Below are 13,369 nucleotides of genomic sequence, written 5' to 3'. Positions count from 1 at the left end.
GACCACTGTTACCGTCTCTGCATGCCGAGTGCCGGAGCGAAGCTGTTGCGGACGCGGTGGTTCGTGCGGTCACCCATCTGGGTGTTCCGGGCGCGCCTCGGGTTCCTGTTCGGTGGTCGGTTGATGATGCTCGAGCACGTCGGCCGCACATCAGGGCAGGTGCGGTACGTGGTGCTGGAGACCGTCGACCGGCCCGACGCCGACACCGTCGTCATCGCCTCCGGATTCGGCGCGACCTCGCAGTGGTACCGGAATCTGCTGGCCGAACCACGATGCCGGGTGAGCGTCGGATGGCGCTACCGGGAGACGGCGATCGCGCGCATGCTCGATATCGAGGAGACCGCGGCGGTGCTGGCCGGATACCAGGTCCGCCATCCCAAGGCCTATCAGGAGCTGGGCGGCATCATCGAGGAGGCGACGGGCCGGGGTATCGATACGGTGCCGATGGTCGAGCTGTCGATGCGGGCTTGAACGAACTCGGTACCAGGCTCAGCACAGTGGCTCGACGCGGCAGATGCCCCGGATGGGTGCATTGTCCCGGCAGCGCGCGGTGACCCGGCAGCGCGTGGGCATCCCACCGACATTTCCCGGGACGCGATCACGCGACGGGGCGTTTTTCCGGTGCAGCCGTGGATCCTGCGGGAGCGACGACGCCCGCGAACACACCACACAACACCACGATCGCCAACGGCACCACGAACGTCGCGGTGAGCGGGACCAGCGCCGTCAGCCAGCCGATCACCGCGGGCCCGGCGAGTAAACCCACATAGCCGATGCTGAACACCCGCGACATGTCGGTGGCCGCACCGCCGGAACCGAGATTGCCCGCGGCGGTGAAGATCTGCGGGATGCCGCCGGACAGCCCTAGCCCGCACAAAGCCCACCCCAGTAGCGTCAGTACAACCCACGGCGACACCAGAATCAGCACCAGCCCGATCGCTGCGAGCAGGCAGCCGTAGCGCACCACCGCCACCCGGCCGAACGCACCGCTGACCCGGTCGGCGGTGAAACGGCCGAGGGTCATGGTCACCGAGAAGGCGCCGAAAGCCAGTGCGGCGGTGGCCTCGTCGGTGCCGAGGTGTTCGCGCATCTGCAAGGTGCTCCAGTCGTTGGCGACACCCTCGGTGAGCAGCAGGCCGAAGGCCAGCGCTGCCAGCGCCCACACCTTGCGCGGACTGCGGCGGGTCGCCGGCGCGGCGCTCTCGTGCTGTGGTGCGGCGTGCGGAAGCAGCCGGGGCAGGCAGGCCAGCACGATGACGATGCCGAAGGCCCCGGCCAGCGACATCGTCAGCCAGGGCGACCAGCCGATTCGCAGGGTGAGCGCACCGACCAGCGCGCCGAGTAGCCCACCACCGGAGAACAACGCGTGGAACGCCGACATGATGGGACGCCGATACTCCCGTTCCACATGCACCGCTTGGGTATTCATCGACACGTCGAGCGCGCCGTTGCCGAAACCGAACGCCGACAGCGCGATCGCCAGCGAAACCGGTCCGGTTGCCAAGCCCGGCCCGACCACGCACACCGACGCCGTCAGCCCCGCCACCCCGACCAGCGCCCGGCTGCCGAACCGATCTGCGAGTGGCCCCGCCAACCGCATACCGACGATCCCGGCGCCCGCCATCAACAGGATGAACATGCCGAGCGTGGAATGGGAGATACCGGTCCGCTCGGTGATCGCGGGAATGTGCACCACCCACATGGCGAGCAGGAACCCGTTCAGCCCGAAGACCGTGAATACCGCCGCGCGAGCGATCCGCACCATCGGGTCGATCGTGGAGGTGGCCACCGCGTCGACGGTACCGCCGCTCATCGGAGCTGCCCCGGATCGTCACCGGTCCCGAGGTCCACGGGACGGTCCGCGACGGCCATGGCCCAGGCGCGGAATTCGGCTAGGTCGCCGAGGCCTGCGCGCAGGTGCTGTGGCACGAAACGCGTGATGCCGGCTTCGAGCAGGTCGGGAAGGCCGAGGTGGACCCATTCCCAGACCATCGTGTTGTACGCGTGGACGACCGGACCGACCCGCTCGCGGATGCGCGCGATCTCCTCGGCGGGGATGCCCGCGCGTTCGAGCCTGACGATGGTGCCGCGGTGCACGTCGTCGGGGAACTCGGTGTCGAGATACGGTTCGAGCAGGTCGGCCCATACGTCGAAACGGCGAGAGATCGTAATCGCATTCGCCGCGCAGAACTCCCGCAGGTCCTCGCGCTGGGTCGCGGAGACGAAAAGCGTGATCCCGGTGCGGGTGCGGATTTCGGGGGAGATGGCGGCGGGATCGGCGTCGCGGATCTCCGCGGCAGACACCTCACGGCGATCGGCCGGCAGATCGGCGGCGGACAGATGCTCGTCGCCGAAGCAGACCCGGTCTCCGGTGAATGTGGCTTCGAGTGTCATCATCGGTCGCCCCCTGTCGTCGGGTTCCATAGTGACATCTCGTCGGTCAGCCGGCCCTGAGACTTGTCGCACCGTGACCGCACCGCTGGACGGTGGTCCATCGCAGCGAGTCGCACGTGCTGTAGCCGCGGCCGTCACGTCGTACAGTGAGGGAATGGACGCGCTCGCCGGTTTGCTCGAGGGTCCTCGGGCGCGCGGAGCTTTTCTCATGCGGTCGATCCTGGAACCGCCGTGGTCGCTGCGCATCGAGGACGAGGCGCCGCTGACCGTGCTCGCGATGATGCGCGGCAGTGCGTGGATCATGCCAGGCGACGCCGACTCCCTGCGGGTGAGCGCCGGTGATGTCGTCGTCTTCAGCGGCGCGAAGCCCTACACCGTCGCCGACGACCCGGCCACCGATCCCCAGATCATCATCAGACCGGGCCAGGTCACGATGACCCCGGACGGTGAAATCCTCTGTGAGACGCTGAGTCTCGGTGTGCGGGAATGGGGCACCGACCCCGACGGCGAAACCATGATGGTCACCGGGACCTACGAATCGGCAGGCGCGGTCAGTCAAGGGTTGCTGCGCGCCCTGCCGCCGGTCATCGTGTTGCCCCGCGGCGAATGCGACACCCGGCTGCTCGAACTGCTCGTCGACGAGATGTCCAAGGACCAGCCCGCCCAGGGCGCCGTCCTGGATCGGCTGCTCGACCTGCTGCTCATCGCCGCACTGCGCAGCTGGTTCGCGCGCAACGATGCCCCCGCCTGGTATCACGCCTACAACGACCCGCTGGTCGGCAAGGCGCTTCGGCTGCTGCAGCACAATCCCGCGCACGGCTGGACGGTCGCGAGCCTGGCCTCGGCGGTCGGGGTGTCGAGGGCGGCGCTGGCCCGCCGGTTCACCGACCTGGTGGGGGAGCCGCCGATGGCCTTCCTCACCGAATGGCGGCTGGCATTGGCCGCCGACCTGCTCCAGGACTCCGACGCCACCATCGAGTCCATCGCACGGCAGGTGGGTTACGGCAGCGCGTTCGCACTCAGCTCGGCGTTCAAACGCCACTTCGGTGTGAGCCCGCGTGACCACCGCAGAGGCGCCGCACCGGCGCCGGTATCGTCGGCCGGGTGAGCGAGCAGCAGTATCCGGTGCTCTGGCCGGTGCCCACCCGGTGGGCCGACAACGACCACTACGGGCACGTCAACAACGTGACGTACTACTCGTACTTCGACACCGCGGTCAACGCGTGGTTGATACACGCCACCGGCACCGATATTCGCGATCTGCCCGCTCTCGGCGTGGTGGCGCAGACGTCCTGCCAGTTCCTGGGTTCGATCAGCTTCCCCGATCAGCTCCAGGTCGGACTGCGGATCTCGCGCCTCGGGCGCTCCAGCATCACCTATGACCTCGCGATCTTCCGCGAGGCCGACGGTGCACTGGAGCTGGCCGCCACCGGCAATTTCGTGCATGTCTACGTCGACTCAGAGACTCGCAAGCCGGTCGAGATCCCCGACGTCATCCGTACCGCGGCCACGCAGCTCGTCACGGACTGAACGCTGCTGCGCCGGTCAGCGCCCGATCAGGACGCCGGCGCCTGCAAGGCCGCCTGGAACCTGCGCATACCGTCGATCCAGCGGTCGTAATCGCTGCCCTTGTACCGGTACATCTTCAGCACCTCCTGATGCGGGAGGATGAGGAAGGTTTCGGCCTCGACGCCCGCGATCACGGTGTCGGCGACCTGCTCCGGGGTGAGCACGGCACCGGCCGTGGTCACCGCCTTGATCGCCAGTTCCGCGGCCTCGGCGTTCTCCGGCGGCATCATCCCGCCGTGCAGCAGTTGGGTGTCCACGCCCATCGGGCACAGACAACTGACGCGAATGCCTTTGTCCCCGTAAGTCACCGACAACCATTCGGCGAAGCCGACCGCCGCATGCTTGGACACCGAATACGGTGCCGACCCGATCTGGGTGAGCAGCCCCGCCGCCGACGCGGTCGTCACGAAGTACCCGCTACCGCGCTCCAGCCAGCCGGGCATCAACTGCCGCGCCGCCCGCACGTGGGCGAGCACATTGACCTCGAGCGCGGCCGTCCACTGTGCGTCGGTGCTGTCGAGCCCCGGCCCGCCACCGATGCCCGCATTCGCGAAGAACAGGTCCACTGGTCCGAATTCCGCCTCGGCACGCTCGATGAGCGCGGCGATCACCGCGTCATCGGCGACGTCGCCGCCCACCGCGACCGCATCGGCGCCCAGCGATTGCGCCACCGCGCCCGCCGCCTCGCCATCGAGATCGGCGACGACCACGCGCGCTCCGCCGGCGACCAGCCGCCGCGCCAGCGCCGCTCCGATCCCCGCCCCGGCTCCGGTGACGATGGCGACCTTGCCAGAAATGTCCATGTCCGCACCCTAGCCGCCGGGCAAGGGGATCGGATGGCCTCGGCCCGGACCGATCAGCCCGATTCGGCGATGCGCTCCAGCAGCGGCGAGATCCGCGGCCCGACCAGCTCACGCATCACCAGGGCCATATTGGTGCGCTCGACCCCGGGGATCTTCAGGATGCGGCCGGTGATGCGGTAGAGGTCGTCGGCGTCGCGGGCCACGACCCGGACGGTCAGATCGGTGGCGCCGGTCATGCCGCATACCTCGGTGACCTCGGGGACCTCCGCGAGTTCGTCGACCACGGGATCGAGTTTGTGCTGGTCGACGACCACCGCGACGAACGCGGCCAGCGGATAACCGAGTGCCCGCGCCTCGACCCGGCGCTCGAAACTTGCGAGCACCCCATTGGCCTCCCAGCGCGCCAGCCGCGCCTGCACAGTATTGCGGGACAACCCGAGCCGGGCGGCCAGCTCGACGCCGGTCGCCCTCGGGTTGTCCACCAGTTCCAGCAACAGCCGCGCGTCGGTGCCGTCAACGGCCGGATCGACGAGTTCTCGACTGGTCATACATCGCATGATGGCACGTGCGGGGTCGCAGGCATGGGCGATCAGTGCGCGCGGCCGCACCGCGGCGGCCATCGGGTGACCGGCACGGGCGGAGCGATCCGCCCGTGCCGTCGACCAGGGCTAGCCCTATGCCGCCGAGCCGCTGATCAGCTTCTCGATCAGCGAAGTCACTGCGCTACCCGACGACGTCCCGCCCGGTGCGGGCTCACCCGGGGCAACCACCGGGGTGACCTCCGGCGTGACGGCGAGCGGTTCGGCGAGTGCCGGACCCGCAGCGAGGACTGTTCCGAGAGCCAACGCCGCGACGCCTGCGCCGAGCAGCTTGGTGAACGACATGATGAATCCTTTGTTCGGTGTTGTGGGGAGCATCGCCAGAGCCGGCATCTCAACGGCGATGTGGACGGAACCGGAACCGGAGTCGATGCCGGTGCCGACGTCGACCACTTCCCTGGTCGGAGTCGATACGCTCGGCGGGAAGGCCGAGAACACCGGCGGTACGGACTGCGGTACCGCGGGCTACGCGATAGCGGCGGGTGGCAGCACAGCGCAGGGCATCGGCACCGATGCTCGGCGCGTGATTCGAGACATCTCGAATGTGCCTTTCTGCTAACAGGTTTGGCCCGCCCGCGTGGCCCATCGAGACTATCGCGATGCCGCACAGGCTGTTACAGCCGAATTTCGCGGTGGAAGGAAAGCGTGTTTCCGCGTTCGGCCTCCGACCCGCCTCGCATCCCGATACGCGAGTGTGTGGGTACCTTCCGCGGTCGGCGCATCGGCCTGTACTACCTGCTCGGCAACTGTGTGACGTGCTCTCGAAGCCTGAGCTCCGCTGCGCTGACACGCCGAGCCGATGACCTGTCACAACGTGCAATATGGAAGTCCGCTCAGGGGGTAAACCGAGCAGTCTGCTCAGTTTCGTGTCGGTCGCTTGCGCACATCGTTTAATCGTGGATGCTGTGTGGTACAGGACACAATCCTGGTGCGCTGACCTCGAGGAGGCGATGATGCAGATGCTCGGCAAACCCAGCTATCCGGTGCAGCTGATCCAGCCGGACGGCCGTCGCGTCCTCGATCGGGAACACGCCGCCGTGGTCGCCGATATCGGCCCCGGCGAACTGCGGAACCTGTACGAAGACCTGGTGGTGACCCGCCGGATCGATACCGAGGCGACCGCATTGCAGCGCCAGGGGCAGCTCGGTCTGTGGGCTCCGCTGCTCGGCCAGGAAGCCGCGCAGGTGGGCTCCGCGCGCGCACTGCATCGCGACGACTACGTGTTCTGTAGCTACCGGGAGGCCGCGGTCGCCTATTGCCGCGGCGTCGACCCGGCCGAACTGACCCGGATGTGGCGCGGTGTTGCTCATTCGTGCTGGGATCCCGATGTCATCAATATGACCAATCCGGCCATCGTTGTCGGCGCGCAGGGTTTGCACGCCACGGGTTACGCCTTCGCCGCGCATCTGGAAGGCGCCGATATCGCCACCATCGCCTACTTCGGTGACGGCGCGACCAGTCAGGGCGATATCGCCGAGGCGCTCGGGTTCGCGGCGAGTTGGAGCGCGCCGGTGGTGTTCTTCTGCCAGAACAATCACTGGGCGATCAGTGAACCGGTCCGCCTGCAGAGCGCCACACCCATCGCGCAGCGCGCCCTCGGGTACGGCATCCCCGCGGTCCAGGTCGACGGCAACGATGTGCTCGGCGTGCTTTCTGTTACCAGGCAGGCGCTGGCCAGGGCGCATGCCGGCGGCGGCCCGTCGTTCATCGAGGCGATCACCTACCGCATGGGTCCGCACACCACCGCCGACGATCCGACCCGCTACCGCTCTGCTGCCGAGACCGAGGAATGGAAGAAACGCGACCCCATCGACCGGGTGCGCCGGCTGCTCGAACGCGAGAACCTGTTGGACGCGCAGTTCGAGCAACGGGTCCGCGCCAGGGCCGACGAGGTCGCCGCCGTGGTCCGTACCGCGACCATCGACATGGCCGATCCCGCGCCGATGGAGCTGTTCGACCACGTCTACAGCACCGAGCATCCGCTGATCGCCGCACAACGGCGTGAATACGCGGAGTATCTGGCAGCCGATGTGCCCACGGAAGGAGTCACGTCATGATCACCACCTTCGCCGCCGCACTCAATACCGGGCTGCGCCGGGCGCTCGAGGACGACCCGAAGGTGCTGCTCATGGGCGAGGACATCGGCCGCCTCGGCGGTGTGTTCCGGGTGACCGACACCCTGCAGAAGGACTTCGGCAACAATCGCGTCATCGATGCGCCGCTGGCTGAATCCGGCATCATCGGTACGGCTTTCGGTATGGCGCTACGCGGGTTCCGTCCGGTGTGTGAGATCCAGTTCGATGGATTCGTCTATCCCGCTTTCGACCAGATCGTTTCCCAGGTGGCCAAGATCCACTACCGCACCCAGGGAAAGGTGAAGGCGCCCATCACCATTCGCATCCCGTTCGGTGGCGGCATCGGTTCGGTGGAGCATCATTCCGAATCTCCGGAGGCGTATTTCGCGCATACGGCAGGGCTCCGGGTAATGACGCCGAGCAACCCGGCCGACGCCTATGTGATGATCCGGCAGGCGATTGCGCTGGACGATCCGGTGATCTTCTTCGAACCCAAGCGCCGCTACTGGGACAAGGCCGAGGTCGACTTCGAGGAGCCTGCGCAGTTGCCGTTGGGCCGAGCCCGGGTCTGCCACGACGGCGCCGACGCCACGGTGGTCGCCTACGGCGGTACGGTCGCCACCGCGCTCGCCGCAGCGAAAATCGCTGCCGAGGAGGGGCATTCGCTGGAGGTCATCGATCTGCGCAGCCTCTCGCCCATCGACTTCGACACCGTCGAGGCGTCGGTTGCCAAGACGGGCAGGCTGGTGGTGGTACACGAGGCGCCGGTTTTCGCCGGGCTCGGCGCCGAAATCGCCGCCCGCATCACCGAACGCTGCTTCTATCACCTGGAAGCGCCGGTGCTGCGCGTCGGCGGCTTCGACATCCCCTACCCCCCGGCTAAGCTCGAAAAGCACCACCTGCCCGATCCGGACCGTATTCTCGCGGCGATCGACCGTTCATTGGCCGCCTGACCCAGAGCCGAGGTGCCTTCGTGGATGACCCGCGTGCCGACGACCCGAATCACGTACTGGAATTCCGGCTGCCGGATCTGGGGGAGGGCCTCGCCGACGCCGAACTGCAGTCGTGGGCGGTGGCCGTCGGCGACACCGTCGAGCTGAACCAGACCATCGCCGAGGTGGAGACGGCCAAGGCGGTGGTGGCGTTACCGTCGCCGTTCGCGGGCACGGTGGTCGAATTGCTGGCCGAGCCGGGACAGACCGTGCCGGTCGGCGCGCCGCTGATCCGGGTACGCACGACCGCGCCCGCTACGCCGGAGGCGCCGTCGGTTGGGGAGTCTTCCGAGCCGCCTGTGCCCGAGCGGAAGTCGGTGCTGGTCGGGTACGGCCCCGAAGATGACGCGGTGTCCAGGCGTCGTCGGCCTGCGGCGAAAAGCGCACAGCAGCAGGCGGAGCCGGACAACGGGACATCCGCATCGAACGGAACCCGATCCGCAGGCGCCCGCGCCGCCGCTACACCCGGCGCCCGGAAACTGGCCAGAGAACTGGGCATCGACCTGTGGTACGTCGCGGGATCCGGCCCCGAGGGCGCGGTCACCGTCGAGGACGTGCGCTCGGCGGTGCCGGTGTCACAACCCCGGGTCCGCGCCGCCGCGCCTGCCTCGGCCGAGTCCGCGGCAGCGGTGGAGGCCGGTGCGGACTCCGGTGTCGTGCGCCCACCCGCGCGCGAGGAACGCACCCCGATCAGCGGTATCCGCAAGCGCACCGCGGCCGCCATGGTCGCAAGCGCGCGCACCATTCCGCAGGCAGGCGCCTCGATCACCGTTGACTGCACGGGGTCGATGGAACTGCTCGACCACCTGCGCACCACTGCCGCGTTCTCCGGGCTGACGCTCACCCCACTCGCGTTGGTCGCGAAATCGGTGCTGGCCGCGCTCGCGGAATTCCCCGGGATCAACGCGTACTGGGATGAAGCCAACCAGGAGATCGTCACCAAGCATTACGTCAACCTCGGTATCGCCGTTGCCACCGAACGCGGGCTGCTGGTGCCCAACATCAAGGACGCGCACGCGTCGAGCCTGCGTGATCTGTGCCGGGATATCAGCTGGCTGGTCGATGTGGCCCGCACCGGGAATGCCGCACCCACCGATCTGCGCGGTGGCACGTTCACAATCTCCAATGTCGGCGTCTTCGGGGTCGACGCGGGGATGCCGCTGGTCAACCCCGGTGAGGCCGCGATCATGTGCCTCGGCGCGATCAGCAGACGCCCCTGGGTGGTGCGCGACGAACTCACCATCCGCTGGGTCACCACCCTCACCCTCAGTTTCGATCACCGCATGATCGACGGTGAACAGGCCGCCCGTTTCCTCGCCACGGTGGGCAGCCTGATCGAGGATCCGATCACCCTGCTCAGCCGTCTCTAGCTCGCGCCTCGCCCGCCCAACGCCTGCCGCACGACGAGCCCCGCCACCACGGCCCAGAAGGCGGATCCGACACCGAAGAACCCGATCCCGGACGCGGCGACGAGGAAGGTGACCACGCCCGCTTCGCGATGCTGTTCCGAGGCCAGCGCTCCGGCGAGGACCGCGGCAAGGGTGGGCAGCAATGCGAGGCCCGCAACGGTTTCCAGCGTTCCCGCGGGCGCTGCGGCGATGAGAGCGACCAGCGCGGCCGAGCCGAGTCCGAGCAGCAGATAGCTCACACCCGCCGTACACGCGGCGATCCAGCGGCGGTCGGGGTTCGGATGTGCGGTGGGTGCGGCCGCCAGCGCGGTACTGATGGCCGCCAGATTGATCGCGTGGCCGCCGGCTGCGGCGCCGGCAATCGTGCCGATCCCGGTGACGGTCAGCGCGGCCCGCCACGGCGCTTTATAGCCGAAGGAACGCAGCACGGCCATGCCCGGGATGTTCTGCGAAGCCATGGTGACGAAGTAGAGCGGGATCGCGATGCTGATCATCGCCTGCCAGCTCCACTGCGGCAGGGTCAGCTCGACCGTAGGAATCATCGCTGCCGTATCGAGGTGTTTGTGTCCGGCCACGATGCCGACTCCCACACCGACCGCGGCCGCACCGAACGCGGCGATCACTGCCCAGCGTGCGGCGATTCGACTCATGATCAGCCACACCAGGATGACCGGCACCACCACGGCGGGACTGGTCTGCACCGCACGAACCGGAGCCAGGCACAGCGGCACCAGCACACCGGCCAACATGGCCTGGGCGATCTCCACCGGGATCGCGGTCACCAGGCCGGCGAGCCGCCGCGATAATCCGGTGCACACAATGAGCACCCCCACGATCACGAACGCGCCGACGGCCGCGGCCCAGCCACCTGCGACCAGTCCGGTGCCCGCGAGTAGCGCCGAGCCAGGGGTGGACCAGGCCACGACGATCGGCATCCGGTAGCGGTAGCTCAGCACGATCATGCCGATGGCCTGGGCCAAGCACAGCGCGAGCAACCCGGACGCGGCCTGCGCTGTGGACGCGCCGACCGCTGTCAGTCCGCTGAGCACCACCGCGAACGTGCTGGTGAAACCAACCAGCGCGGTGATCACGCCCGCACCGATCGGCTGCGCGATATCGCGTGCGCCCCGGTCGGTGGTAGGCGGGGCGGCGGGTGGGGAATTCAACGACACTGGGCGATCTTGCGCTGGTCGAGTCGGTATGTCCCGATCCAGTCGGGCGGAACTGGCCTGAATCCGGCGCTGCCGAGGGCACTTCGGGCCGCGCGGCGGCTTTTGCCCGGTCCGGGGACGGTATCGCGGCCGGATGCGTAGGGTAGGGGAGACGGGCTCGACGGTGCGGATCTGAACGAGGAGCTGGGGTGCGGCCGGTACTCATTTCGGCGGACGAACTGCGGGAAGCGTTGTCGGACAATCGGGTACGGCTACTCGATGTCCGATGGGCGCTCGGCGACCCGGACGGTCCGCAACACTATCTGGACGGGCACATCCCCGGCGCGATCTTCGTCGACTTGGAGACCGAACTGGCGGCGCCGCCCTCACCCACACGCGGCAGGCATCCGCTGCCCGATATCGGGCAGCTGGAGAAATGCGCGCGCAGCTGGGGCGTGTGCACGGGCGACACGGTGGTCGTCTACGACGCGACCGGCGGTATGGCCGCCGCCCGCGCCTGGTGGCTGCTGCGCTGGGCGGGCATCGCGGATGTACGGATCCTCGACGGTGGTCTGCCCGCGTGGATCGCCACCGGTGGTGCGCCTGCGACCGGCGCCGAGGCAGACCCCGCTGCGGGCGATGTCGAGCTGAGCCCGAACCATCTGCCCGTCATCGACGCCGAGGCGGCCGCACGCTGGCCGGGCGCACTGCTCGACGCGCGCGCAGGCGAACGCTTCCGCGGCGAACAGGAACCGGTCGACCCACGGGCAGGCCACATCCCGGGCGCGATCAGCGCGCCCACCGCCGAGAACCTCACCGCCGAGGGCCGCTTCCGCACGGCCGCCGAACTGCGCGAACGCTTCGCCGACTGTGATGGCCCGGTCGCGGTCTACTGCGGTTCCGGCGTCACCGCCGCCCACCAGATCGCGGCACTCGCCGTCGCGGGCATCGAGGCCGCCCTCTACCCGGGCTCCTGGTCCCAATGGTCCAACGACCCCAAACGCGCGGTGGCCACCGGCGCCTGAGAACTACGCCCATACCGCGAAGATCACCGCGGCCACCGCCAGCGCGATCAGCGCGACCACATCGACCTGTGCGACGCGGAGAATGCGCGGGTTCACCTCGCGCGCGCCGAAGGCGAACACGATGAACGTCGCCATGCTGATCGCACCCCCGATCATCGCGGGAATGCGCAAATCCTCGACGAACGCGCCCGCGAGCACGGCTGCCCCGACCAGGGCGAGCAGCACAGCTCGATGTCGAAGTAGCACCGTCACGTCTTGATTCGAAGCGTCCACACCATAGGCGGACCGCACCTGCGCTGCCGACAACGCCACCACACCCGGCGCGAGATTGACCAGGGCGACCGCGATCAACAAGACCCGTGCCACGAATTCCACCGATGCCTCCTCACTGCCTCGGCGCCGGGCTCGATTTCGCTGCCCCACTGCCGGTCGAAATGCTCTGATGAGTGGTCTCGAGCATCGCCGCTGCACGACGATGGCGCTTCCAGAAACCGGCTGTCTGTTGGCGAGCCGGGGTGAACGTCGGCTCAGCCGGGCGCCCGGAGTATCAGGCCGGGCAGGTGAGGGCGATCGGCTGCAGCGCCGCATGGTCGGCAGCAGTGATCGGTAGGTCGTATCGGATGGCCACTGCCAGGTATTTGGCCGCGTAAAAGCAGTGGCCGGGCCGCGACGGCGGCAACCATTCGGCGGGGGTGCTGTCGCCCTTGGCCTGATTGGCGGTGCGGGTGGTGGTTTGCAGATTGAAGTCGATGTCATTGGCGAAGCGGACGCGGCGCTGCTGCGGCCAGGCGTCGGCGCCGAGATCCCAGGCGGCGGCCAGCGGGTAGACGTGGTCGACGGGGACATTCCCGGCGTCGGATTTGGTGAAGGTGACGCTGGTGCCGGTGTAAGGGTCGGCGAGGATGCCGGAAACCACCACGCAGTCGCGGGTGCCCGGCCGATAGCCGATATCGGTGAGCTGACGGGCCAGCACATTGTTACGGGTGTCGCAGCCGTCGTGCCCGCCGGTCCCTTCGTAGTCATCGGACCATGCGGGACCGAAGACGCAGCCCTCACCCTCCCGGCAACCACGCTCGTAGCCGCCGGGGTGCGGGCGTGCCTCGACGACGCGCACCGAGGCCAGCAGGCGCTCGACCTCGGCGCGGCCGGGACTGCCCGGGGCTGGGATCGCGGGCTGCGCGCATCCGCAGAGCACCGACAGGGCCGTGACCAGTGCAGCGAGGACCGTCAGCGCGGTGAGTTGCACCGACCTGCGTGTAAACAGGTACCCAGGCGCCGACGAGGCAGCCGCCTCACCGGGTCTGTCCCAGCTGCTTCGATCCTGCGGACAAAACTCCGGCAGGGCCGCCACC

General features: G+C 68.4%; 16 protein-coding genes. 8 read left to right on the top strand and 8 right to left on the bottom strand.

Annotation, left to right across the window (positions count from 1 at the left end):
* The first annotated feature begins 21 nt into the window (after positions 1-21).
* Positions 22-471, top strand: a complete 450-nt coding sequence (locus tag ACFXNW_RS24700; protein WP_379420169.1) for a nitroreductase family deazaflavin-dependent oxidoreductase — start codon at positions 22-24, stop codon at positions 469-471.
* A gap of 127 nt (positions 472-598) precedes the next feature.
* Here the strand turns inward: ACFXNW_RS24700 and ACFXNW_RS24695 are convergent, their stop codons facing one another.
* Together ACFXNW_RS24695 and ACFXNW_RS24690 are read right to left on the bottom strand one after the other, a co-directional pair.
* Positions 599-1,813, bottom strand: coding sequence for an MFS transporter (locus ACFXNW_RS24695; protein WP_379420168.1), 1,215 nt, complete (start codon positions 1,811-1,813; stop codon positions 599-601).
* Positions 1,810-2,397, bottom strand: coding sequence for a hypothetical protein (locus ACFXNW_RS24690; RefSeq protein ID WP_379420167.1), 588 nt, complete (start codon positions 2,395-2,397; stop codon positions 1,810-1,812). Before ACFXNW_RS24690 ends, ACFXNW_RS24695 begins: the two co-directional genes overlap by 4 nt.
* Before the next feature lie 151 nt (positions 2,398-2,548).
* Here ACFXNW_RS24690 and ACFXNW_RS24685 point away from each other — a divergent pair, with 151 nt between their 5' ends.
* Complete coding sequence (locus ACFXNW_RS24685) at positions 2,549-3,502, top strand: AraC family transcriptional regulator (RefSeq protein WP_379420166.1); 954 nt, start codon at positions 2,549-2,551, stop codon at positions 3,500-3,502.
* Positions 3,499-3,924: an acyl-CoA thioesterase gene (locus ACFXNW_RS24680; protein ID WP_379420165.1), complete on the top strand. Its 426-nt coding sequence runs from the start codon at positions 3,499-3,501 to the stop codon at positions 3,922-3,924. The genes ACFXNW_RS24685 and ACFXNW_RS24680 overlap by 4 nt, the downstream gene beginning before the upstream one ends.
* A 26-nt stretch (positions 3,925-3,950) precedes the next feature.
* Here ACFXNW_RS24680 and ACFXNW_RS24675 read toward each other — a convergent pair whose 3' ends face one another.
* The 3 genes from ACFXNW_RS24675 to ACFXNW_RS24665 form a co-directional block, all read right to left on the bottom strand.
* Entirely contained in the window at positions 3,951-4,766 is an 816-nt protein-coding gene (locus ACFXNW_RS24675; protein WP_379420164.1) for an SDR family oxidoreductase, read from the bottom strand.
* A 53-nt stretch (positions 4,767-4,819) separates the two neighbouring features.
* The gene (locus tag ACFXNW_RS24670) at positions 4,820-5,314 is read right to left on the bottom strand and encodes an Lrp/AsnC family transcriptional regulator (RefSeq protein WP_163826004.1); all 495 of its coding nucleotides are present in this window, start codon (positions 5,312-5,314) and stop codon (positions 4,820-4,822) included.
* Between the two features lie 126 nt (positions 5,315-5,440).
* Complete coding sequence (locus ACFXNW_RS24665) at positions 5,441-5,650, bottom strand: hypothetical protein (protein ID WP_379420163.1); 210 nt, start codon at positions 5,648-5,650, stop codon at positions 5,441-5,443.
* On the opposite strand from ACFXNW_RS24665, the gene ACFXNW_RS24660 reads away from it, so the two are divergent.
* From ACFXNW_RS24660 to ACFXNW_RS24645, 4 genes are all read left to right on the top strand, one after another.
* Positions 5,640-5,924, top strand: coding sequence for a hypothetical protein (locus ACFXNW_RS24660; protein ID WP_379420162.1), 285 nt, complete (start codon positions 5,640-5,642; stop codon positions 5,922-5,924). The two genes, ACFXNW_RS24665 and ACFXNW_RS24660, sit on opposite strands and share 11 nt — an antisense overlap.
* Before the next feature lie 400 nt (positions 5,925-6,324).
* Positions 6,325-7,422 carry a pyruvate dehydrogenase (acetyl-transferring) E1 component subunit alpha gene (gene pdhA / locus ACFXNW_RS24655; RefSeq protein WP_379420377.1) on the top strand — a complete coding sequence of 366 codons (1,098 nt, stop codon included), beginning with the start codon at positions 6,325-6,327 and terminating at the stop codon, positions 7,420-7,422.
* Complete coding sequence (locus ACFXNW_RS24650; protein ID WP_379420161.1) at positions 7,419-8,393, top strand: alpha-ketoacid dehydrogenase subunit beta; 975 nt, start codon at positions 7,419-7,421, stop codon at positions 8,391-8,393. The genes pdhA and ACFXNW_RS24650 overlap by 4 nt, the downstream gene beginning before the upstream one ends.
* Before the next feature lie 20 nt (positions 8,394-8,413).
* Positions 8,414-9,802, top strand: a complete 1,389-nt coding sequence (locus ACFXNW_RS24645) for a dihydrolipoamide acetyltransferase family protein (RefSeq protein WP_379420160.1) — start codon at positions 8,414-8,416, stop codon at positions 9,800-9,802.
* Here ACFXNW_RS24645 and ACFXNW_RS24640 read toward each other — a convergent pair.
* Positions 9,799-11,013 carry a benzoate/H(+) symporter BenE family transporter gene (locus ACFXNW_RS24640; RefSeq protein WP_379420159.1) on the bottom strand — a complete coding sequence of 405 codons (1,215 nt, stop codon included), beginning with the start codon at positions 11,011-11,013 and terminating at the stop codon, positions 9,799-9,801. The genes ACFXNW_RS24645 and ACFXNW_RS24640 overlap by 4 nt on opposite strands.
* 188 nt (positions 11,014-11,201) lie before the next feature.
* On the opposite strand from ACFXNW_RS24640, the gene ACFXNW_RS24635 reads away from it, so the two are divergent.
* The gene (locus ACFXNW_RS24635) at positions 11,202-12,017 is read left to right on the top strand and encodes a sulfurtransferase (protein WP_379420158.1); all 816 of its coding nucleotides are present in this window, start codon (positions 11,202-11,204) and stop codon (positions 12,015-12,017) included.
* 3 nt (positions 12,018-12,020) lie between these two features.
* On the opposite strand, the gene ACFXNW_RS24630 is transcribed toward ACFXNW_RS24635, so the two are convergent.
* Both ACFXNW_RS24630 and ACFXNW_RS24625 read right to left on the bottom strand, forming a co-directional pair.
* Positions 12,021-12,392 carry a hypothetical protein gene (locus ACFXNW_RS24630; protein WP_379420157.1) on the bottom strand — a complete coding sequence of 124 codons (372 nt, stop codon included), beginning with the start codon at positions 12,390-12,392 and terminating at the stop codon, positions 12,021-12,023.
* Positions 12,393-12,564: 172 nt separating this feature from the next.
* Positions 12,565-13,263: an HNH endonuclease family protein gene (locus ACFXNW_RS24625; RefSeq protein WP_379420156.1), complete on the bottom strand. Its 699-nt coding sequence runs from the start codon at positions 13,261-13,263 to the stop codon at positions 12,565-12,567.
* Between the last annotated feature and the right edge of the window lie 106 nt (positions 13,264-13,369).

The sequence above is a fragment of the Nocardia sp. NPDC059180 genome, assembly GCF_042754945.1.
Lineage (GTDB): Bacteria > Actinomycetota > Actinomycetes > Mycobacteriales > Mycobacteriaceae > Nocardia.
Note: the sequence above shows the minus strand (reverse complement) of the source record. Positions and strands in the feature narration are given on the sequence as shown.

What these genes read in the sequence shown, in the direction of transcription:
- ACFXNW_RS24650 (WP_379420161.1), top strand. Translation starts at nt 7,419, where the DNA reads ATGATCACCACCTTCGCCGCCGCACTCAATACCGGGCTGCGCCGGGCG.
- pdhA (WP_379420377.1), top strand. Translation starts at nt 6,325, where the DNA reads ATGCTCGGCAAACCCAGCTATCCGGTGCAGCTGATCCAGCCGGACGGC.
- ACFXNW_RS24700 (WP_379420169.1), top strand. Translation starts at nt 22, where the DNA reads ATGCCGAGTGCCGGAGCGAAGCTGTTGCGGACGCGGTGGTTCGTGCGG.
- ACFXNW_RS24675 (WP_379420164.1), bottom strand. Translation starts at nt 4,766, where the DNA reads ATGGACATTTCTGGCAAGGTCGCCATCGTCACCGGAGCCGGGGCGGGG.
- ACFXNW_RS24685 (WP_379420166.1), top strand. Translation starts at nt 2,549, where the DNA reads ATGGACGCGCTCGCCGGTTTGCTCGAGGGTCCTCGGGCGCGCGGAGCT.
- ACFXNW_RS24665 (WP_379420163.1), bottom strand. Translation starts at nt 5,650, where the DNA reads ATGTCGTTCACCAAGCTGCTCGGCGCAGGCGTCGCGGCGTTGGCTCTC.
- ACFXNW_RS24670 (WP_163826004.1), bottom strand. Translation starts at nt 5,314, where the DNA reads ATGACCAGTCGAGAACTCGTCGATCCGGCCGTTGACGGCACCGACGCG.
- ACFXNW_RS24695 (WP_379420168.1), bottom strand. Translation starts at nt 1,813, where the DNA reads ATGAGCGGCGGTACCGTCGACGCGGTGGCCACCTCCACGATCGACCCG.
- ACFXNW_RS24690 (WP_379420167.1), bottom strand. Translation starts at nt 2,397, where the DNA reads ATGATGACACTCGAAGCCACATTCACCGGAGACCGGGTCTGCTTCGGC.